The 18,716-nt window shown below is 65.1% G+C and carries 19 protein-coding genes; 11 read left to right on the forward strand and 8 right to left on the reverse strand.

Annotated features, from left to right (window positions below):
- Positions 1 to 11: 11 nt before the first annotated feature.
- On the reverse strand, positions 12 to 2,321 hold the full coding sequence (gene pvdQ / locus K4A76_RS12790; RefSeq protein ID WP_274410393.1) for a bifunctional acylase PvdQ: 2,310 nt from the start codon (positions 2,319 to 2,321) through the stop codon (positions 12 to 14).
- Between the two features lie 196 nt (positions 2,322 to 2,517).
- Between pvdQ and K4A76_RS12795 the strand changes: the two genes are divergently transcribed.
- On the forward strand, positions 2,518 to 2,892 hold the full coding sequence (locus K4A76_RS12795; RefSeq protein ID WP_009682163.1) for a hypothetical protein: 375 nt from the start codon (positions 2,518 to 2,520) through the stop codon (positions 2,890 to 2,892).
- Positions 2,893 to 2,928: 36 nt separating this feature from the next.
- Here K4A76_RS12795 and K4A76_RS12800 read toward each other — a convergent pair whose 3' ends face one another.
- Positions 2,929 to 3,117: a hypothetical protein gene (locus tag K4A76_RS12800; protein WP_003248064.1), complete on the reverse strand. Its 189-nt coding sequence runs from the start codon at positions 3,115 to 3,117 to the stop codon at positions 2,929 to 2,931.
- 151 nt (positions 3,118 to 3,268) lie between these two features.
- On the opposite strand from K4A76_RS12800, the gene K4A76_RS12805 reads away from it, so the two are divergent.
- The 4 genes from K4A76_RS12805 to K4A76_RS12820 all read left to right on the forward strand — a co-directional run bounded on the left by K4A76_RS12805 (position 3,269) and on the right by K4A76_RS12820 (position 5,763).
- Positions 3,269 to 3,727, forward strand: a complete 459-nt coding sequence (locus K4A76_RS12805; protein ID WP_274410394.1) for a hypothetical protein — start codon at positions 3,269 to 3,271, stop codon at positions 3,725 to 3,727.
- 249 nt (positions 3,728 to 3,976) lie between these two features.
- On the forward strand, positions 3,977 to 4,357 hold the full coding sequence (locus K4A76_RS12810; RefSeq protein WP_029884845.1) for a Mor transcription activator family protein: 381 nt from the start codon (positions 3,977 to 3,979) through the stop codon (positions 4,355 to 4,357).
- Positions 4,358 to 4,416: 59 nt separating this feature from the next.
- The gene (locus tag K4A76_RS12815; protein ID WP_054913514.1) at positions 4,417 to 5,124 is read left to right on the forward strand and encodes a DUF2589 domain-containing protein; all 708 of its coding nucleotides are present in this window, start codon (positions 4,417 to 4,419) and stop codon (positions 5,122 to 5,124) included.
- Between the two features lie 84 nt (positions 5,125 to 5,208).
- Positions 5,209 to 5,763, forward strand: a complete 555-nt coding sequence (locus tag K4A76_RS12820) for a DUF2589 domain-containing protein (protein WP_009682168.1) — start codon at positions 5,209 to 5,211, stop codon at positions 5,761 to 5,763.
- Between the two features lie 19 nt (positions 5,764 to 5,782).
- On the opposite strand, the gene K4A76_RS12825 is transcribed toward K4A76_RS12820, so the two are convergent.
- Genes K4A76_RS12825 through K4A76_RS12835 form a run of 3 tightly spaced genes read right to left on the reverse strand, consistent with a single transcriptional unit; the run spans position 5,783 to position 11,899 of the window.
- Positions 5,783 to 9,457, reverse strand: coding sequence for a translocation/assembly module TamB domain-containing protein (locus K4A76_RS12825; RefSeq protein WP_274410395.1), 3,675 nt, complete (start codon positions 9,455 to 9,457; stop codon positions 5,783 to 5,785).
- Positions 9,454 to 11,196 (reverse strand): autotransporter assembly complex protein TamA, encoded by a 1,743-nt coding sequence (locus K4A76_RS12830; protein WP_274410396.1) that lies wholly within the window; start codon positions 11,194 to 11,196, stop codon positions 9,454 to 9,456. The genes K4A76_RS12825 and K4A76_RS12830 overlap by 4 nt, the downstream gene beginning before the upstream one ends.
- Positions 11,197 to 11,248: 52 nt before the next feature.
- Positions 11,249 to 11,899: a GNAT family N-acetyltransferase gene (locus K4A76_RS12835; RefSeq protein ID WP_274410397.1), complete on the reverse strand. Its 651-nt coding sequence runs from the start codon at positions 11,897 to 11,899 to the stop codon at positions 11,249 to 11,251.
- 162 nt (positions 11,900 to 12,061) lie between these two features.
- On the opposite strand from K4A76_RS12835, the gene xthA reads away from it, so the two are divergent.
- Complete coding sequence (xthA, locus tag K4A76_RS12840; protein WP_274410398.1) at positions 12,062 to 12,874, forward strand: exodeoxyribonuclease III; 813 nt, start codon at positions 12,062 to 12,064, stop codon at positions 12,872 to 12,874.
- Between the two features lie 69 nt (positions 12,875 to 12,943).
- On the opposite strand, the gene K4A76_RS12845 is transcribed toward xthA, so the two are convergent.
- Together K4A76_RS12845 and K4A76_RS12850 are read right to left on the reverse strand one after the other, a co-directional pair.
- The gene (locus K4A76_RS12845) at positions 12,944 to 13,696 is read right to left on the reverse strand and encodes an anti-sigma factor family protein (protein WP_274410399.1); all 753 of its coding nucleotides are present in this window, start codon (positions 13,694 to 13,696) and stop codon (positions 12,944 to 12,946) included.
- On the reverse strand, positions 13,693 to 14,214 hold the full coding sequence (locus K4A76_RS12850; protein ID WP_009685428.1) for a sigma-70 family RNA polymerase sigma factor: 522 nt from the start codon (positions 14,212 to 14,214) through the stop codon (positions 13,693 to 13,695). Before K4A76_RS12850 ends, K4A76_RS12845 begins: the two co-directional genes overlap by 4 nt.
- A 128-nt stretch (positions 14,215 to 14,342) precedes the next feature.
- On the opposite strand from K4A76_RS12850, the gene K4A76_RS12855 reads away from it, so the two are divergent.
- The 5 genes from K4A76_RS12855 to K4A76_RS12875 all read left to right on the forward strand — a co-directional run bounded on the left by K4A76_RS12855 (position 14,343) and on the right by K4A76_RS12875 (position 18,146).
- On the forward strand, positions 14,343 to 15,389 hold the full coding sequence (locus K4A76_RS12855) for a catalase family peroxidase (RefSeq protein WP_274410400.1): 1,047 nt from the start codon (positions 14,343 to 14,345) through the stop codon (positions 15,387 to 15,389).
- Positions 15,386 to 15,919: a cytochrome b gene (locus tag K4A76_RS12860; RefSeq protein ID WP_274410401.1), complete on the forward strand. Its 534-nt coding sequence runs from the start codon at positions 15,386 to 15,388 to the stop codon at positions 15,917 to 15,919. The genes K4A76_RS12855 and K4A76_RS12860 overlap by 4 nt, the downstream gene beginning before the upstream one ends.
- Before the next feature lie 72 nt (positions 15,920 to 15,991).
- Positions 15,992 to 17,197, forward strand: coding sequence for an MFS transporter (locus K4A76_RS12865; protein ID WP_274410402.1), 1,206 nt, complete (start codon positions 15,992 to 15,994; stop codon positions 17,195 to 17,197).
- A gap of 81 nt (positions 17,198 to 17,278) precedes the next feature.
- Positions 17,279 to 17,824: a cupin domain-containing protein gene (locus K4A76_RS12870; protein ID WP_003248033.1), complete on the forward strand. Its 546-nt coding sequence runs from the start codon at positions 17,279 to 17,281 to the stop codon at positions 17,822 to 17,824.
- Positions 17,825 to 17,828: 4 nt separating this feature from the next.
- Complete coding sequence (locus tag K4A76_RS12875; protein WP_154211170.1) at positions 17,829 to 18,146, forward strand: DUF7693 family protein; 318 nt, start codon at positions 17,829 to 17,831, stop codon at positions 18,144 to 18,146.
- On the opposite strand, the gene K4A76_RS12880 is transcribed toward K4A76_RS12875, so the two are convergent.
- Positions 18,083 to 18,697, reverse strand: coding sequence for a 2-hydroxychromene-2-carboxylate isomerase (locus tag K4A76_RS12880; RefSeq protein ID WP_274410403.1), 615 nt, complete (start codon positions 18,695 to 18,697; stop codon positions 18,083 to 18,085). The two genes, K4A76_RS12875 and K4A76_RS12880, sit on opposite strands and share 64 nt — an antisense overlap.
- Positions 18,698 to 18,716: the final 19 nt, after the last annotated feature.

The raw sequence follows: 18,716 nt of genomic DNA on the forward strand, positions 1-18,716 counted from the left end.
GCCAAACGCCCTTAGTGCTGTACCACTGCGCCCTTGTCGGCTTCACTGATCACCATTTCGCGGTACTGCGGGTCAGCCTTGATCTGAGCCTCGGTAAAGGGAATTACCGCCAGTTGCTTGGCCGCAAAGGCCTTGGTCTGATCGCTGGCGTGTGCCGATGCCGCCTCGCTGGACTGCGAAAACGCCAGTAACCCGCGGGCCTCTGGCCCCTTGTCGGTGAAACTGACCAGTTGCAGATAGCTGGTACCACTGACCACCAGGCGCTTGCCCTGCCCGTGCGGCACACTGTACATCGCGTTGTACACCCCCAAGGCCTGCGGGCCGCCCGGCACCGGCGTGCCATCGAGTGCCTGCTGCACCTGCCCCCACTTCACCTGTGGCGCCATACCGCTCTCGGCCACCTGCTGCAGTGAGGCCAGTGCCGCCTCGTGCACCCGCTTGCGCACGGCGGCCTGCTCCACGGCCAGCCCGCGCGGGGTGTGTTGCGGGTCGGCCGGGTCGAACGCCACCCGCCAGCTGTCCGGGTGCTCAGCCAAGGCGGTGAGCAGGTTGTGGAAATGCACCAGGCCCACGCCGCTCTCGAGGTCGGCCTTGCCATCCCAGTTCGCCAGGCTGGTGCATAGGGCCTGCACGTCTGCACTGGCGCCCTGGCACCACTGCAGCAAGTCGGGCAGCACCAGGCTGGCCAGGTAGACTTCGTCGTCGGTGACCATGCGCTGCAGGTCATCGACGCCCAACCGCGCTTTGCCCTGCAAGCGCTGCAGGGCAAAGCGGCCGCGCATGCCCAGCGGCTGGTCACTGCGGCTGACCAGCGGCGAAAACCCGGTCAGGGGCTGCGCCGGGTTGGCCAGCCAGGCCGGGTCGTTGGAGTTTTGCACGTAATCCTCGCGTTCAAGGCTTGGCAGCAGCCTTGCCGGGAAAATACCCGGTTGTGCCGCCTGGGCATCGACCTTCCACTGGCAGGCGCTGCGTGAGCCGTCCAGCACCACCAGGCTGCCCGGCGCTTGCGGGTTGCTGCAACTGTCGAGCATCTGCTGGTCCACATAAGGCATCACTGACTGGTTCAGGTACAAGGCCCTGCCCGCCTGGTCCACCGCAATGGTGTTGACCCACGGGATACCCTGCAATTGCTCGACCGAGCCGCGCAGGGCCGCCAGGCTTTCGGCGCGGTTGATCTGGTTCCATTGCTGCAGCACGCGGGTATTGTCCAGGTTGGCGTCACGCAGGCTGTAGGCCGCATGCGTGTCCCAGTCCAGGCGGCCAGGCCATTGCACCACCGGACCGAACTGCGAGCTGTAGACCTCACGCTGTACCTGGCTCAGTTGCCCATCCTCACCTTTGACTGCCACGCTGACGGGTTGCCGGGCCAGCGGCAATGACTTGCCGTCGAGCAGGTAACGGGTCGGGTCCTTGGGGTCGAGCTGCAGGCGATAGAGGGTGAAGTGCGTGGAGGTATCGACGGTATGGGTCCACGCCAGGTGCTGGTTGAAACCGATATTGATCAGCGGCAGGCCTGGCAGCGCCGCGCCCATGACATTCAGCTGGCCGGGGATGGTCAAGTGCATCTGATAGAAGCGCATGCCACCCATCCACGGGAAATGCGGGTTGGCCAGCAACAGGCCATGGCCATTGGCCGAGCGCTGGGCACCCACCGCCACGGCATTGCTGCCACGCTCCGTGGCAAACCGCGCCTGCCGGGCCAGGGCGGTGGCATAGCCAGCGGCCGCGAGCTGGCTGCCGGCCCCTGGCGGTTGCGCCCCCGCCAGTGCCTCCACGAACTGCCCAACCCCGCCTTCGGCCAGCAAGCGGCGGGTCAGCTTGACCAGGTCCTGGCTGCTGATCGGCCGCACCCACTCACCCGTTCCGCACTCGGCAGGCAAGCCCTGGCGGCGGCGCTCGGCCAGCGCGCGGTTATAGCCACTGGCATAACCGGCCAGCAGTGCCTGTACCGGCGCCGGCTGCGCCTGGAGGAACGCGTCGACAGCGGCCGGGCTGTTGAGCCAGGTGAAGAACAGGTCGCTGCTGAGGTTGTCGCGTTGCTCCAAGGTCTTGCCCGTGGCGCCGAAGTACCGGGAGCGCTCGCCATTGACGGTCAACACTTCGTTGGCCAGCAGGCACAGGTTGTCCTGGGCGTAGGCATAGCCGACACCGTAGCCCAGGCCGCGCTCGTCCTTGGCCACGATGTGCGGCACGCCGAAGCTGGTGCGGCGTATCTGGGCGCTGGCGTCGGCTGCAGCAGGTTGCGCCGGCGCAGTGGCACTCCAGGCCACCAGGGCGGCCGCCAGGCTGGCGCAGGTCATGGGACGGGACAGTGAAAACACGGGCATTCCTCGGGTTCGCGGGTTATCCCGTTCAGACGAATGGCCAGATGAAAATTTTACGTTTTACAGGGCGATGGAACGTCTTGATGAAAAACAGCCATTTTTTTAACGCGTGCGTTGCAGTTTTTGCGATCTCATTCGTCCTAGTAAGTGAGGCAACCACATTTCGGGTTCGTCCACGAAAAGGAGCATTCACATGTACAACCCGCAACCCTCATTACTGGCTGGGCGCGCCCCAGGCAAGGCGCCCAAGGGACAGGACGCATTTGCTGACGAGCGCACCGGCAACGAGCAGATCCGCGAATTGCTGCGCACCTTCGGCCTGCGCACCAGCCTGATCCGCCTGAAGGTGATCGACGCCCTGCACGCCGCCGACCGCAATGGCCGCAGCATTGGCGTGCGTGGCGTGCACGCGCAACTGGAGCAGCTGGATATTCCGCTGTCGTTCCTCAGCGTGCGCGAAGTGCTCAAGCGCCTGTGCAGCGAGGGGGTGATCCAGCTGGGCAGCGACAAGTGCTACAGCCTTGCCCCCCAGGCGCGCGCCATACTGGAACAAGCGCCCGCTCGCTGAGCGCCTGGCCGGCCAGGCTTGGCCGGCCCGCGCAGGTCAAGGCTTGACCTTGCGCCGCAGGATGCCATTGATCACCACCACCACCACGGCAATGGCGATGGCCAGCATCTGGAACGTCTGTTCACTGATAGTGCCCTGCTTCTGCAGGTGGGACAGGCCCAGCATCAGGCCCAGTACGACCAGTATGATCAGAAGTGAATATTTGAGGCGCTGCACGTGTGTCATCGAAGGTTCCTTGCAACATCAGGGGCAAATGGCTCGCAATGAGCCGCGGCAATGATACAACGGGCACCGGCCCCGGCGCTGCATTTCCTGCTGGGTCAGGCGGTGACAGCCTGAAAGCATGAAACCTCCAAGCACCCATGCCGGAGGCACCGTGTACAAACCCTTGCTCCTCACTTCGCTGTTTTTCTCCCCCGTCTACGTTCACGCCCTGGATACCCAGCAGGTACCCGCCGAGCACCTGCTGGAGCTGGGCCGCGAGCTGGCGACCCACGCCGGCACCAGCCAGTGGCAGCAACTGTGGCAACGGGTACGCCAGGCCGGCTACTTGGGCGGAGACAACAGGCCGCTGAACTTCACCGTGGCCACCACCCGCCTCCCCCACCTGGCCCGGGAAACCCTGGCCCAGGCCGACCAGGTGCAAGCCGTACGCCAGACCCAGGCCCTGTACCGGCGCAGCTTTGACGGGCAGGTGATCGGCCAGCGCGATGGGCAGCCCCTGTACACCCTGTGCCTGCTGGTGGATTGGCGAACGTTGCCTGCAAGCATGCGAACGGCGCCCCAAGCCTACCTGCACAGCGCCAGCTTGCTGAGCAGTTTCCCCTGCGACTAAGGGTTCAGCACCCTTTCGTTGAGAACGGCAGTGAGCGAGCGAGAAATTACCCTATGCAGCCTACCAGCAACGCCATTTCCTACATGCGCGGATATTGCTGCCTGCAAAACCTGTTCACCGAAGCTACAGCCGCCAACCCATATGCCGCCTAGCGACACGCCTCGGCTGTCGCACAGAATTTGCTCACACCCTCCGACATAACGCCACGGTGATCGGGTCGCATATCCCCTTATCCCGAAGGAGCGCCACATGCAAACGCCAGACTTGAGCCAGATCGATATCAGCCAATTGCCCCACTCGTTGCAGGCACTGATCACCTGCATCGGCATCGACAACGCCTACCAGCTGACCTGCGCGTTCGGCGGCAGGCCCAAATACATCCCCAAGCACCGCGAGCGCACCAAGCTCGCCGACGTACTCCCGCCCGAAGCGCTCGATGCGCTGATCAAGCGCTTTGCCGGGGTAGCCCTGGAGATCCCCAAGGCGGACCACTTCCTGCGCCAACTGCGTAACCAGCAAATCCAGAAAGAAAGCGCCAATGGCCTGTCCCGCAGCCTGCTGGCCAACAAGTACGGCCTGAGCCTGCGCCAAATCGGCAACATCCGCCGCCAGGAGGCGTGCGCCCGCTGACCCCCCTGCCGCCCAGAGCACCCTCGGCGGCCCCAACCCACTAGAAAGAGCATCCCACTATGTCGATAGACAACAGCCTCATTGGCTCGGTCATCAATGCCCTGCCCATGGATCGCATGATCGCCGGCCCCCTGCAAGCCATGGTCCAGGCGCAGGTTACCGCGAGTAAATCGTACGCCGACTTCCTGATGCAGGTCTGCATCCAGAACGGCAAGGCCGTAGCCATCCAGTTCGACTATGACGAAACCATCGTCGACGAACAGGGCGAATACAAAGGTGTGGTCAGCAAGACCATGAAGGTGCCGCTGCTGGCGGCCATCACCCACCCGAACATAACCATCGAGGAGGGTAATGTCGAGTTCGAGCTGGTCATCAACCAGATGTCGGAGGACGTGACCAGCAAGGACATGAACGCCACCGCCAGCGGCTCGCTCGGCTGGGGGCCGTTCAAGCTCAACGTCAGGGGCAGCGTCAGCCACAAATCCACGCAAACCCGCAAGACCGATACCCGCGCCCGCTATGCATTCAATACCACACTCAAACGCCAGGAGCCGCCGGAAGCGGTCATGCGCTTGATCGAGTTCCTCACCGACGCTGCGACCAAACCTACGGTGGTCAAAAACGCCGCCCTGGAAAGCCCCGACCAGATCTCGCAGCGCGACACCCTCAAGAACCCGGCAGCCGACACACCGGGGCTCAAGGTGGAAAACGACAAAGCACCCGGCGCTGCAAACAAACCCACGGACAAAGCTGACAAAAAAGGTTGAACCAAACCTTGATGTTTTTCGCTCACTTCCGCCTGGCCCCTTGATGAGCAACAAGGGGCCATTCTGGCCTGAGGAACCCACGCAATGGACAAGGCCCCCGCGCCCATGACTTCAATCGACCTGCGCGAGATCACTCGCGGCCTGCAAGAAGCCGCCAGTGCCACCAACAGCCTGATCGCGCAGCAGTACATCAACCTGTTCGACCAGTTCTTCGAGTGTGACAGCGAAGCGTTGGGCGCCCCCATGAAAGCCAAGATGGTGGAAGTGGCCATGGACGGCCAGCACATCATGCGTGTACCGCTGTTCGCCCTGGTGTCGCCCAAAGGCCTGGCGCTGGAGCGCATGCAGGTTGACCTGTCGGTGCGTGTCAAAGGCACCGAAGCACAGCCAGCATTACTGCCTACCAGCGAGAACAAGGCCGCCAGCTTCAAGGTCACCATCGGTGGCCAGGGTCGCCAAGGCGACAGCCGAGACCCTGACGAAGTGCAGATCCGCATGCAGTTCCAGGCCAGTGAGCCGCCTGAAGCGCTGAACCGGCTGATCGAGGAGTACACCAGCCTGATCACCCCGGTACGCGCCCCCACCCCGCCACCCTCACCCGACAGCAATGAGTTCATCGACGCGGCCACCGTCCGTTGACGTTGCCGCCGCGTTCAACCTAGAAGTCGCGCTTGTAGAAGATATCCAGGGAGCTGGCCAAACCGCTGGCCGCCTCCAGGTAGACCTTCTTGCTCAACTTGTAACGCAAAGCGATGGTGTTCGCTGGCTCGAACACCCCTACCCCGTAACGAAGGCTCAGCTTCTCGGTGAGGTTGCCACTGGCGACCACGCTGGTGGTATTGCCCGAGCCTTCGGTATCCAGCTGGAAGTCGTCGATGCCCAGGCTGGAGGCCAGGCTACCGGTGATACCGGCGCTGCCTGCCAGGCCAAGGCCCAGTGCCGCTTCGGCGAGCATGTTGTTGTCCTCGCCGGAGGTGCCCAACGGCCGCCCCAGCACCAGATAGGACAAGGCCTGCTCCTGGCTCATGGCCGGCTCCGAAAACACCTGGCTGGTCGGCTGTTCGGCACTGCCACTCAAGCGAATACCGGCAATCACATCGTCTACCTTGCGGATGGCTTCGATGTCCAGGTAAGGCTGGTCGATCGGCCCGGCGAACAGCAGGCGCGCGCGGCGGATGGTCAGGCGCTGGCCGTAGGCGCGGTAGCGACCGTCTGCCAGGCTCAGCTCACCGCGGGTGTCGAGGTTGTCACCGATGTGCACATGGCCAAGCAGGTTGGCGGTAAGGCCAAAGCCGGTGAACGACAGCTTGTCCTGGCCCACTTCGACGTCAATGTCCATGGCCATCGCCATGGGTGGCTTGCCCTCCTCGGTCTGGCGGCCAACGATGACGGTATCGTCCGAGACCTTGACAGTAGAGGGCGGTAATTCGCGCACGGTGATCTTGCCTTTGGGCACCAGCACTTTGCCGGTGACCGCCAGTTTGTCGTCGATCAAACGCAAGGTCAGGTCCGGGGCGACCTCCAGCGTGGCGTAGGGCTCCACCGTGATCGGCAGTTGCTGGCCTTGCAAGCGCACGTCCATGCCCAGCGCCTGGCCCCAGGTGAGGTTGCCGCTCAACTGCCCGCGCCCTGCTTCGCCACTGCGCCAATTGCCTTCCAGGCGCACCTGCTCACCGGCGATCTGCGCCTGCACAGACAGTGCCTGCAGGCTGGCTGGCAGCTCCGCGCCGCTGACTTCGCCGCCACTGAGCGCCAGGTTGCCGTTGACCTGCGGTGCCAGCAAGGTACCCGAGAGCTGGCCGCTGCCATTGAGCTGGCCGGCCAACCGCTCGACCATCGGCACGAAGGGCCGGGCCACCGAGAGGTCCAGGCCCGCCAGGCGGAAATCACCCGACAGTGGCTTGTTCTTGCCCAGCGGGTCGAGCCGGGTGTTGACGTTCAGCTCACCCAGCCGCTCGCCACGGAATACCAGGCGCGTGTCGATACGCCGCGGTGCCAGGGTACTGTCCAGGCGCAGGGCCTGATACGGGAAGTCGATCCAGCGGCCTTTGTCGCGCACGCGCAGGGTGCCGCCACTGGCATCGACCACCACGCTACCCTTGGGGCCACTGGCCGGTATATCCAGGCTGATGTCGGCGTTGAGCAGCCCCTGCCAGGCGAAGTCCTTGGGCAGCCACTGCGCCAGGCTGCCCAGCGGGAACTGCTTGAGGTGGTAGCGCAAGCGCGGCTCCGGCGCCAGGCGTTGGTCATCGCCACACAGGCTGGCCTGGCCAGAGCGCCAGCAGTGGGCACCGAAATCGAGCTGGCCGTTGGCCAGCCGCTGCAACCGCGCCGGGGCCTGCAACTGCCAGTCCTGGCCACCGGCCTGGACTCGCCCGCTGGCCAGTCGCCCGCGCCAGTCGCCCTTGCTCAACTGGCCATCCAGCCCCAGGTCAAGCTTGAGCTGCGGGCCGTTCAGGGCCAGGTTCAGGGCCTGCTGGCGAATGTCACCCTTGCCGCTGGCCTGCAACGTGCCCAGTGCCGTGTCACCCAGGTGAATGCCGGTGGCCTTGAGCTCGACCACCCCACGCTGGGCGCTGTCGAGCTTGGCATCCAGGTTCAGTTGTTGCAGGCGGTTCTCAGCCTGGGCCAGGCGCTGGCCCTGCAACGTCAGGGTGCCTTGCGGCGCCTGCAGCGTGCCGGCGACATCCACGCGCCCCTTGACCTGGCCTTGCAGCCGGGGCCACAGCTGGCCCAGGCGGGGCAAGTCGAGGTCGATGCGCCCGGCCAGGCGCTGCTGCAGGCTGCCACTGCCATTGATACGGTTGTCCCCCAGCTGGATCGCCAGCGCACCCAGTGTCCAGCGCTGCCCGGCCCCTTGTGCCTCGGCCTTGAACACAGCCGGCTGGCCGCGCAAGCGCCCCTTGAGGTCAAGCTGGGCATCCAGGCTCAGCACGTCATCCTTCAGCTCGCCTTTGGTACGCAATGGCCCCGCAAGGGTGCCAGGCAGCTCGGCCAGCCAGTAGGCCGGGTCGAGTGCAGACAGTTGCAAGTCGACATCCCACGCCAGGGTATCGGCAAAGCGCACTGCAACACTGCCGGCAGCCTTGCCCTGGCCGGCGGTGAGCGCCAATTGTGGCAGCCTGACCTGATCCAGGTCGCCTTCAAAAGGGCTGGCCAGGGTGAACGCCCCTGCCGGGCCGTCAAGATCACCGGCAAAGGTCCCCTGATACTTGCCATCACGGTAATGCACACGGGTATTGAAGCGCTTGAGGGTAACCTGTGGCGGCGTTTCCAGCGGATACAGGCGTAGCCAGGGAAAATCCTGCCAGTCCAGCTGAGCATCGGCGGTCAGGCCTTGCTGCCAGTCTGCCGTGGCTTGCAGCTTGACGCGCTGGGTGTCGCTGGCGGTAAGGTCGAGGGCATCGAGCCTGGCCCCCTTGCTGTCGACCAGGCCGGACAACGCCAGGGCGATCGGCGATTGTTCTGCGGGCAGGTTGGCGGTACCTGACAGCTGGTAGCCCTTGAGCAGGTCGCCCTTGGCTGCCAGGTCGAGCTGGTTCAACTGCAAGGTGTCAGGCAAGGAAGCGGTAGGCTTGAACGCTTCGGAACGGATCTGCAGCGTCGCAGGCAGGTGCTCGGCCAGGGCCTGCAGCGTGCCGCTCAACGTGGCGTCCAGGTAGCCGCTGCTGGCTCCCGTGAGGTTCAAGGTCTTTTGCAGTTCACCCTCGGCGTTCAGCGCCAGCTGCCAGGGCTTGCCCCCTACAGCCGGCAGTTGCAGTTGCGCCTGCAGCGTTGTCGGCCAGTCGCCTTCGGGCTGGATATGGCCTTGCAGGTTCAGCAGCAGGTCGTCGCGCTGCAGGTGCAGGCTGTCGATCTGCATCCCGCCGCGGGTCCAGTGCGCTGCAAGCTGCACGTCGCCCAGCAGGTCACTGCCGTCCAGGCGCAGTTGCCCCACCTTCACCTCGCCCAGTTCGATGGCCACCGGCAGGCGCAGTGCCGGCAATTGCAGGGGGCCGCTGTCGGCCGGCTCGGTGCTAGGGGCAAAGGCCATGTCGATGCGCTGTGCCTGCAAGCGGTCGATGCACAAGGTGGCGCGCAGCAGGCAGGCAGGCGACCAGGCCAACTGCGGGGCCTGCAGCTCGACCTTGCTGCCGGCGTCGGCCCAGCTTACCCGGCTGGCTTGCCAACTGCCCCCCAGCCGGCCCTGGAAGTCGGTGACCTGCAAACCGGGAACCTTGCCCAGCGCCCAGCGGCTGCCGGTCTCGGTACCCAGCAACAAGCCGAGGGCCAGGCCCAGGCCCGCCAGCAATCCAGCCAGGCCCAGCAGGGTATATCTGATTACGCGTTTCACAACTCGGGCCCCATGGAAAAGTGCAGGCGAATGCCACCGTCGTCATCCAGCGCCTTGGCCAGGTCCAGGCGCAGCGGCCCCACTGGCGACACCCAGCGCACACCAAAACCGACCCCGGTTTTCAGGCTGGGCAATTCCAGGTCGTTGAACGAGTTGCCTTGGTCGACGAATGTGGCAAGCCGCCACTTCTCGGTCAGCGAGTACTGGTACTCGACACTGCCGGCCACCAGGTAACGCCCGCCAATACGGTCACCGTCGCTGTTTTCGGGCGAGAGGGTCTGGTAGTCATAACCGCGCACGCTCTGGTCGCCGCCGGCGAAGAAGCGCAGCGACGGGGGGATATTGTTCTTGAAACCGTTGGTTGCGCTGCCGCCGAACTGCACGCGGCCAAGCAAGCGGTGGTTGTGGCCCAGGGTGGTCAGGCCCTTGAGCAGCACGTTGCCGTGCAGCAGGTTGGTGTCCGACACCAGCCCTTCCTTGGCCACCTGCACATCGAATTGCAGGCGGTAGCCATTGTGCGGGTCGATGCGGTTGTCACTGCGCAGGAACGAGTAGCTAACGCCGGGCATCAGCAGGTTACTCAACCCGCTGTCGTCGCCCAGGCGGTACTCTTCGCGTTGGTATTTCAGCGAGATGACCCGTTGCCAACCGCTGGGCAGCTTGCTGTGCCACTCGGGGCCCACCGTCAGCAGCTTGCTGAGGGTGTCGGTACCGGCAAGTTCTTCATTCTGATAGCCGCCGGCAAAGCGCAATTTGTCGGTCAACGGCGGATCGAGGGGAATGTCGTACCACAACCCCACGTTCTGCCGCGGCGCCGACAGCTCGGTTTCCCAGCCATAGCTGTGGCCTTGCGGGTTGACCCAGTGGCGGGTCCAGTTGGCCTTGCCGCGCGGCCCGACGTCGGTGGAGTAACCCAGGCCCAGCCCCATGGTGCGGGGTTTGCGGGTTTCCAGGCGCACGTCCACCGGTATGTCTTCACCCACCGCGGCGGTGGGCGCCGCATCCACCCGTACCCCTTCGAAATAACCGCTCGACTGCAGGTCGTTGTTCAGTTCGGCGATCAGCTCCGAGTCGTACGGGGTACCTGGCTTGAACGACACCATGCGCTGCAGCAGGTCTTCGTCCAGCGGCGTGTCGCCGCCAAAGGTGACTGCGCCAAGGCGGTAGCGCGGGCCGCTCTGGTAGACCAGTTCGATATCGGCCACCCCGGCCTGCGGGTCCACCGCCAGGCGCTGGCGGCTGAAGCGCCCGCTGAAGAAGCCGTAACGCGACGCCTGGTTCTGGATCAGGCGCTTGGCATCCTCGTAGGTACCGTGGTTGAGCTGTTCACCCGGGCGCAGCGCCCGGCTGTCGGGTACCCGAAAGGCCTTCATGTCACTGGCCGGGCCCTCGATGCGCACCGTGACGTTGCGCAGCCGAATCGGCTCGCCCGGGTTGATGCTGAGGATCAACTGCGGGGAGTGGTCGGCATCGCTGGCAGGCTTGACCTCGCTGTCGATCTGCGCCTGATAGTAGCCAAGTGCCTGCGCAGCTTTGCGCGCCTGCTCCTCTGCACCACGACTGAAGCGCAACAGTGCTTCCTCATCGCGGTCACCCAGTGAGCCTATATAGCCTTCGACATTGGCCTTGAGCGCCTTGTTGGCCGGTTTCACCTGCACCAGCAACTCGCTCTGGCCCCATGCTGCAAAACTGGCGGCCCAGATAACCAAGCCCCAGGTCAATCTTCCTGAATACGTCATGCGGCGAATGCTACCAGACCCGAACGCTCAAGGGAGCCGTCTTGCGGCCTGTTCAGGCCAAAGCGGATGTCGAAGCCACCGGGTTGGGGTGAAAGAATACCCGTTCCCGGATCGGCCCTATGGCCACCTCACCAATTTCCTCGTAACCCTGGCGCTGGTAAAACGCCAGATAGTGCTCATTGCCCGTGTCCAGCACCACGCCTTGGGTGCCCGGGTCTTCGGCGCACCAGTCATGCACAGCTTGTAACAATTGTTCGCCGTACTGCTTGCCTTGAAACTGCGGGTGCACCCCCAGCAGTGGCAGCACATGCACCTGATCACTGGGCAGGCAGGTCGACAAAGCGGCCTGGTAGTCCATGTAGCGCCGCGTGCAGCGCAGGCCGGTGCCGAGCATCATGCGCAGGCGCCAGGCCCAACTGTCCGCCACACCCAAGCGTCGCAGCGGCGGCACGATCAGGGCCACGGCCACCAGGCGATCGTCCACCAGCAAGCCGATCGCAGGCAGTTGCAGGTAGAAGTGCTGGCGTACCCATTCACGCACCATCACCCGCAGGCGCCGTTCATAGCCTGGGCGCTGGGCTTGGAAGATATAGGCAAAAGTGGGTTCGTGCCGGTAGGCGTTGTACAGCAGGGAACGTACCTCGCGGCTGTACCCATCATCGAGCAGGCAGACACGGGCCGGAGCGGCTGTGGTTTCGGGCATTGCGGGCAGACCTCCTGGAATGGGCGTTCAGAGCCTTGGAGGTTGCGCTCCGCGCTTCGTTCCACCCTTACAGCACGTTAGCAGCAGGCCTTTGGCCCCGCCACGCTGGTGATCGCCGGCAATGTCCGCTAGCATCGCGCCTTTTACCGGGATTGTCTTTCCATGAAGATCGTCTGTTTCAACATCAACGGCCTGCGAGCCCGCCCGCACCAGCTGGCAGCGCTGATCGAAAAGCACCAACCAGACGTGATCGGCCTGCAGGAAACCAAGGTCAGCGACGAGCAGTTCCCGTTGGCCGACGTACAGGCGCTGGGTTACCACGTGCACTACCACGGGCAGAAGGGCCACTACGGCGTCGCCCTGCTCTCGCGCCAGGCGCCGCTCAGCCTGCACAAAGGCTTTGCCGGCGATGAAGAAGACGCCCAGCGCCGCTTCATCTGGGGCACCTTCGCCGACGCCCAGGGCAACCCGATCGCCATCATGAACGGCTACTTCCCCCAAGGCGAAAGCCGCGACCACCCCACCAAGTTTCCGGCCAAGCAGCGCTTCTACAGCGACCTGCAGGCACTGCTGGAAAGCCAGTTCCGCAACGACCAGCCAGTGCTGGTGATGGGCGACATGAACATCTCGCCGCAGGACGGCGACATCGGCATTGGCCCGGACAATGCCAAGCGCTGGCTGAAGACCGGCAAGTGCAGTTTCCTACCGGAAGAGCGCGAATGGATGGAGCGCTTGAAAGGCTGGGGCCTGGTAGACAGTTTCCGCCACCTGTACCCGGACGTGAACGACCGTTTCAGCTGGTTCGATTACCGCAGCCGCGGCTTTGAAGACGAGCCCAAGCGCGGCCTGCGCATCGACCTGATCATGGCCTCGCACGCGCTGGTGCCGCGGATCAAGGCAGCAGGCGTGGATTATGAACTGCGCGGGATGGAAAAGCCGTCCGATCATGCACCGATCTGGCTTGAGTTGAGCTGACCGTGTGAGCGCAACATGCCTGCCGGGGCGGCTCGATCGCGACACAAGGCCGCGCCGGCAAAGCCTGGGTTACAAGCCCAAGCGCAGCACTTCGCCTACCCCCGCCCCACGCACATCGTCCGCCGCGCTGACCAAGGCAAAGTTGTACGCCCCATGCGACCAGTACCGCGCCTCCAGCTGGCCATCGACCCGTTGGCCGTTCGGCATGCGCCGAAAGCCTTCGCTGGGTGAACGCATGAACAGGCTGATACGCTGGCCCTTGCCGTCCTCGAACACCAGCAGGGCTGCGGGCCCTTGCTCGTTGCTGAGCAACCGCGCTCCAACCGGCCTGAAGCCATAGCCGGCCAGGTCTGGCAACTGCCCGACACGGTTGAAGTGCCGGCCCAGCCAATCGCGCAACTGGGCCGGGTCGCTGGCCTGAATATCCAGCGCCTGGCTGGCGGCGAACAACTTGTGCGCCTGCACGGCATCGGCCATCGGCAGCTCGGCATTGGCCAGGGTGGCATCGCGGGCCTGCCAGCCGCCCAAGCCCCCTACACCCAGGGCCAGCACCATGGCCGCTGCCGCCGCCCAGCGCCGCTGCCGGCGTTGGCGCAGTTGCCGCCGCAGCTGGCCCAGCTCAAGCGCGGGGGCACCGGCTGGCTCGCCAAGCCCGGCCAGCGCCGCGCGCAGCCGCCGGGCATCGGCGCGCCAGCCTTCCACACGTGCCGCCGCCTGCGGGTTGGCCGCCAGCCAGGCCTGCACCTCGGCGCGCCGCGCCGGCTCCAGGCGCTCATCGACATAAGCGTGCAGTTCATCTTCGGTGGGGATAAGGCGCGTCATTTCAATCTCCGCAAGGCCGGTGGCTGGGGTGAGCCTTCGGTCAGTTCACGCAAGGCATTGCGCGCCCGCGACAGGCGCGACATTACCGTGCCGATAGGAATGCCCAAGGCCTGGGCGGCCTCCTTGTAGCTCAGGCCCTCGACGCTGACCAGCAGCAGCAAGGCACGCTGCTCGGCACTCAGCCGGGAAAACGCTTGCAAGTCGGCCTGGGCCAGGATGATCGCTTCAAGGTTGTCACCAACGGGTTCGTCATCGCGCTCGGCACGGCCGAACCAGGACAGCCAGCGCGCATGCAGGCGCTCGCGGCGTTTGCCGTCCAGGTACAAGCGATAAAGGATGGTGAACAGCCAGGCACGCAGCGCCTGCGCGTCGCGTTGCTGGTCTCGTCGGCTCAGCGCGCGCTCGACGGTAGCCTGCACCAGGTCGTCGGCGCTGCCCGGTTCACGGGTCAGCCATACGGCAAAGCGGCGCAAGCGGGCGAGCAGTTCGCGCCACTGCTGGTTGTCCAGGTCGTGCATGGTCAGGTCCGGCCTATGGGGCAGTCATTGTAAGGGGCAGACGCGTGCAGGCCTATTTTATTCCCCCGTGGGAATAAATAGCGCGCTACCCCGTCGTACTCGCACCTTCACTGAACCGGACGCACACCATGAACTCACCTTTGCACGGCCCGGCCAATGCCCTGCGCCTGGCCGCCATCGGCGCCGTGATGCTGGCCGCAGGTGCCGGCTTCGCGTATGCCGCTGGCTGGCTGGGCCAACCGCAGTTGACCCCGCAACGCATCATCGACACCTTCGAAGCCCAAGCCGGGCACTACCCCGGCTACCGCAAGAACCACGCCAAAGGGCTGTGCGTCAGTGGTTACTTCCAGCCCAGCGGCCAGGCAGCCAGCCTGTCCACGGCACGCGCATTCAGCCAGCCACGGGTGCCGGTCATTGGCCGTTTCGCCATCGGCGGGGCCAACCCGTTCGCCCCGGACACCAGCATACCGGTCCGCAGCCTGGCAATTGAGTTGAGCACCGATGACGGCCAGGTCTGGCGCACCGGCATGAACAACCCGCCGGTGCTTGCCGTCAGCAACCCCCAAGGGTTCTACGAGCAGGTGCTGTCCAGCGCACCGGTCAAGGCCACCGGCAAACCGGACCCTGCCAAGCTGCAGGCGTTCTTCGCCGCACACCCGGAAAGCGCAGCGTTTCGTCAATGGGCGGCCAGTTACAAACCCAGTGACAGCTTCGCCAGCACGCAGTACCACAGCATCAATGCCTTCCGCCTGATCGACGCAGCCGGCGCGGCCCACCCGGTACGCTGGCAGCTGGAGCCACAGGCGCCGTTCGCCGCGTTGCCTGGGCAGGTCGACGACAAGTTGTTCCTCCAGCACGATTTGCAGCAGCGCCTGGCCCAAGGCCCGTTGCGCTGGACCCTGCGCCTGGTGCTGGCGGAACCGGGCGATGCGGTGGATGACCCGGCCCGCCCCTGGCCTGCCGAGCGGCGCAGCGTGGACGCCGGCACCCTGGTGCTGGAGCAGGTCGATGGGCCCGAACAAGGGGCCTGCCGCGACATCAACTTCGACCCCCTGATCCTGCCGCAAGGTATCGAAGCCTCCAACGACCCGATCCTCGCCGCCCGTTCCGCCGCCTATTCGGAATCTTTCAACCGCCGCAGCCGTGAATCGCTCGGCACCGGAGCCCGCCCATGAAGCCCGAAGCCTTCCACCCCCTTGCCCGCGCGCTGCATTGGTTGATGGCCGTGCTGATCCTGGCCATGCTGTTCATCGGCGTGGCCATGGTTGCCGACCTGTCGTTGCGCCACCCTGTACTGATCAGCCTGCACAAGGCCACCGGCCTGGCGTTGCTGGTGCTGGTCGTGCTGCGTATTGGCGTGCGCCTGGCCGTACCCCACCCGCCGCTGCCTGCAGACGTGCCAACCGTGCAGCGCTGGGCTGCCGGCGCATCGCACCTGGCGCTTTATGGCCTGATGCTGGCGATGCCGCTGCTGGGCTGGGCCATGCTGTCTGCCGGCGACTACCCGCGCCCGCTGGGCCTGCCCGCGATCGCGCCGCACAACCTGCAGCTGTATGCCGTGCTGCGCCAGGCCCATGGTTGGGCGGGCTACTTGCTGTTCGCCACCGTATTGGTGCATGTCGGTGCGGCGCTGATGCATGCCTGGGTGCGCCGCGACGGCGTGTTGCGTAGCATGTGGCCTGGCCCCCTGCGCCGCAATCAATGACCTGAGGCAGCCCAGGGCGGTCGACCTCCATCAATGACCGGCTGTCACCGGCCCTACTGCCCTGGAAACCCCATGACCCTCGCAAAGGATCCTGCAACGCTCAGCCCAGCCAGCACCCTCGATCTACGCCCGCTGCTGCTGGCCAACATGGCCTGTACGATGTCGATGATGGCCTTCGTCGCCTTGATCGGCCCGATCGCCCGCCAGTTGGGCATGGCCACCTGGCAAGCCGGCGCCGCCATTACCGTGGCCGGCGTGGTCTGGGTATTGCTGGCCCGCCCTTGGGGCCGCGCAGCTGACCGCCTTGGCCGTCGGCGCGTATTGCTGCTGGGTAGCGCGGGTTTCACCTTGGCCTACTGGCTGTTGTGCCTGTTTGTCGAAGGTGCACTGCGCTGGATGCCAGGTGCAACAATGGCCTTCATCGGCCTGATGGTCGCCCGCGGTTGCATCGGTGCCTTCTATGCCGCCATTCCGGTCGGCTGCAACGCCCTGATCGCCGACCATGTCGGGCCGCAGCAGCGGGCACGGGCCATGGCTTCGCTGGGGGCGGCCAACGCCGTGGGCCTGGTGGTCGGCCCAGCCCTGGCAGCGCTGTTGGCGCGGCAGAGCCTGAGCCTGCCGTTTCTGGTCATGTCGCTACTCCCTGCCAGTGCCTTCGTGGTGCTGCTGTTGGCCCTGAAGCCACAGGCGCTTGCACACAGCCACGCGCCCACCCCGGTCAGGCTCAACGACCCCCGCCTGCGCCGGCCGTTGCTGGTGGCATTCAGCGCCATGCTGAGTGTGACCGTGTCGCAGATCACCGTCGGCTTCTTCGCCCTTGACCGCCTGCACCTGGGGCCAGCCCAGGCCGCCCAGGCTGCCGGCATTGCCCTCACCACCGTGGGTGTGGCGCTGATGCTGGCCCAGGTCCTGCTACGCCAGCTGCAGTGGCCACCGCTGCAGATGATCCGGGTCGGTGCCACGGTTTCGGCGCTGGGCTTTGCCAGCGGCGCGCTGGCGACCACCGCCCCTTGGCTATGGGCCTGCTACTTTGTGGCGGCGGCGGGCATGGGTTTTGTATTCCCGGCGTTTTCGGCCCTGGCCGCCAATGCCATGCAGGCCAGCGAGCAAGGCGCCACGGCCGGCTCCATAGGTGCAGCCCAGGGCATGGGCGCGGTCATCGGCCCGCTGGCCGGGACCTTGGTTTATGCCGTGGACCCGCGCTTGCCATTCCTGGCCGTGGCAACGCTGTTGTTGCTGGTCGGGCTGTGGCCAATCCCGCGTGAACAAAGGCGTTGAGAAGCACAGCGCGCAACGCGGCAGAGTATGTTTTAATGCGCATCGCTCGTTATTTTAAACACCTCTGATTACAAGGCGGCTATGGACACGGGGACGCGACTCAAACTGGTGCGGGAACGCAACAACCTCTCCCAACGGGAATTGGCCCGCCGTAGCGGGCTGACCAACTCGACGATCTCGCAGATCGAACAGAACCGCGTGAGCCCTTCGGTCAGCTCCTTGAAAAAGCTCCTCGAAGGCATTCCCATGAGCCTGGCGGAGTTTTTCAGCTTCGACGAGCCGGTACGTGAAGAGCGCTATGTGTTCCGCGGCGGCGAACAGCCAGACCTGGGCCGTAACGGCCTGCGCATGCTGTTGGTCGGTGCCAGTGTCGAAGGCCGGCAGATGCGCATGTTGCGTGAGCTGTACGCGCCGGGCGCAGACTCCGGCGAACCGATCGTGCATGCCGAAGGCGAAGAATGCGGGCTGGTCACGCGGGGGACTGTGGAGCTGTGGGTCGACGGCCAGGTCAGCGTGCTCAACTCGGGTGATGGCTACTACATCCCCACCACGCTGCCGCACAGCTTCAAGAACATCGGCCCGGACGAGGCCGAGATCATCAGCGCCAATACCCCGGCGAACTTCTGACGGCATGAACAGCCGGGTGGTCTATCAACGCCTGCGTGACGCAGCGCTCGGTATCCATACCCTGTCGATAGCCCAGCGCCATGACCACGCCCTGGTGGACGTGATCATCGACGGCTGGCAACTGACCCTCGCGCTGGACAGCGAGGGCCTTGCCCAGTGCATCCACTGCACGGCCCCGTGCGGGGCGCAGGCCGGGCTCGATGCCTGGCAACGGTATGGAAGCAACCCCTGCGATCTGCTCAGCCAGTGGGAACGCACTCAGCTGGAAAGGCTGCTCGCCCCCTGCTGCAGCGCTGCCTCGACGAAGTCCAGGCGGTCCTGACCGAAGAACATCTCTTCGCCGACAAAGCACGTCGGCGCACCAAATACCCCCCGCTGCACCGCTACCTCGGTCGCCTGCCGCAGTGCTGCCTTTATTTCGTCATCTGCTGCCAGTGCGTGAAACGCGTGTGGGTCAAAGCCGCCTTCACCCAGGGTGGCGTCCAGTAACGCCACATCGCTCAGGTTGCGCTGCTGGGCAAACAAACCCTTGAACAACACCGCCAGCAGCCCCTCGAAACGCTCCGGCGCGCGTAACTGCGTACCCATGACGCCTCGCATCAAGTGCAGCGTATTGACCGGAAAAGCCGGCGGCAGCCCAAACGGCACCCCGTAGCGAGCGGCAAAGCGCGCCAGGTCGGTGAACATATAGCGCCCCTTGGCGGGGATCATCGCTGGCGAAGCGTTGCCCGTGGCCTGGAATACGCCGCCCAGGAGCATTGGCCGGTAGTGCAGCGTTGCCCCGTGGCGGGCGCATAGCGCCGGCAGCTGGGTCCAGGCCAGGTAACTGGCTGGGCTACCCAGGTCAAAGTAGAAATCGACGTGCTTGTGCATGGTCATGTCCTTGCAAGGA

The sequence above is a fragment of the Pseudomonas sp. NEEL19 genome (assembly GCF_028751975.1).
Taxonomy (GTDB): Bacteria; Pseudomonadota; Gammaproteobacteria; order Pseudomonadales; family Pseudomonadaceae; genus Aquipseudomonas; species Aquipseudomonas juntendi.